Source organism: 'Chrysanthemum coronarium' phytoplasma (assembly GCF_000744065.1).
Taxonomy (GTDB): domain Bacteria; phylum Bacillota_I; class Bacilli_A; order Acholeplasmatales; family Acholeplasmataceae; genus Phytoplasma; species Phytoplasma asteris.
Genome location: NZ_BBIY01000089.1, coordinates 1 through 1,878 on the forward strand (window position 1 = coordinate 1; position 1,878 = coordinate 1,878).

At 29.3% G+C, this 1,878-nt stretch carries 2 pseudogenes; both read left to right on the forward strand.

What is annotated here, in order from left to right:
• A pseudogene (locus OYV_RS03685) lies at window positions 1-909 on the forward strand (AAA family ATPase); the annotation flags it as partial.
• Between the two features lie 720 nt (window positions 910-1,629).
• Window positions 1,630-1,878 (forward strand): annotated as a pseudogene (locus OYV_RS05125) (DNA double-strand break repair protein Rad50); the annotation flags it as partial.

Genomic DNA, 1,878 nt, shown 5'->3' on the forward strand with positions numbered 1-1,878 from the left:
TATTCAAGAAGAATCAAACTTTCATCCTTCTAATAATCAAAAATTTCCTTCTTTCGACCAATTAATTGGTTTCAAAGAAGAAAAACAAGCCGTAGAAGGTTTTATTGATTACCTTAACAATAAAGAAAACTACAACAATATTGGCGAGGTAGATTCGCCCTTAGGCATCTTAATGTATGGTATTCCTGGTACAGGTAAAACAACCTTAGCTAGAGCCTTAGCTAAAGAAACTAATTTACCTTTCTTTGAAGTAAGCAGTTCAATCTTTTCCCAAAAATATAAAGGAATTGCACCTCAAATAGTAAAAGATTTATTTATGACAGCCCGTGAAGAAGCTCAAAAAGGAAAAGGGGCCATTATTTTCTTAGATGAATGTGAAACCATCTTTACTGATTTAAGCGGATTAGAAGCTGGTTCAGAAATCGCCAATGTGGTAAACCAATTCAAAACGGAAATGACATCATTCGAAAATGATCCTGAACATCCTATCTTTATTATTGGTGCTACAAACCACATCGACCAAATTGATGAAGCCATCAAATCAAGATTCACTTACAACATCGAAGTAAAACCTGGTAATAAAGAAGAAAGAAAACAATTTTTAGAATTCATGATTAAAAAACGTCAAAACCCTTATAGCGATGGAGCTAAAAAATACTTATTCGAAGTTATCAATGAGGCTTTAGAATTTTTACCACATAATCATCAATTCTTAAAAGCTAATCGTACTTTAGAAAACCTTTTAAAAACAACAGTAACCATATTCGCTAAAAACCGAGGTCAAGGCGAAACTAGAAGAAACGAAATCAATTTAGAAGATTTAAACAAGCTTACAAAATGATAATCTCACAAGAAGACACCCTTTTAAACACTATCGAACAAGAAATTAAAAAGAAAGGAGGTAAATAATTATGAAAACACCTTTAGACCTAATTAAAACTTATCTAACCTTTAAATCTTATTTCACTTGGTTTTTAATAGCTACCACTATCTTCGGTATTTTCTTTTTCTTCAAAAGGAAACTTTCCGCCAATCAAACAAACAAACTCATCAACTTGGAAAGGCTATTTAACTTCCTTTTTAATTATCATAGGAGTTTTAGGATTTATTTACTTATGTTTCTTTTATAAACCAAAAGAACCATCTTCTAAATATGTCGGGCAATTAATTAATGAAATCGATAAAACTATTGACAAATACGACCAAACCATTAATGATTACAAAGGGATCAAATCCGATTGGGAAGGTGAATTAAAAAAATGTGAAGATGAATTAAAAACATTATATGAAAAACAAGAACTTAACCAAGAACAAAAAGAAAAAATAAAAGAAGCTTTATCTAAAAATGAAGAAAAGATTAAAGAAATCAAAGAACAATTAAAAGAAACACCAGGTAATATTGAAATTTTAAAAGGCGAATTAATTGATTTAGAAAAACAAAAAGCTGAAAAAGAAAAAGAAATTACCAAAAAACAAGAAGAAGCCAAACTATCCTCAAATGATGATAAAATTAGACTAAAGGCCGAAATCGAAAAATTACAAGATGAAGTTATAGAATTAGTCGGTCAAATTTCAGACCTTAAATCTCAAATCGGAATATTAGAATCCAAAAAAGAGATGTACGAAAATATGTTAACAAGAGCTGAAAATTTCAAAAAAATGTTAGAAGAACGATATGAAGATTTAACAGAAGGAAATAAATTATTATTCAAACAAATCGAATTTTTTCAAGAACGTAAAGCTGAAATTAATAAAAATATCGACGAAATAAACCAAAAATTAAAAGAAATCGAAACTGAAAGAGTTTTATATCAAGCTCTAAAAGAAAAATACCGTGCAATGCATACCCGTATGACAACCTATGAAAAAGAAAATGAA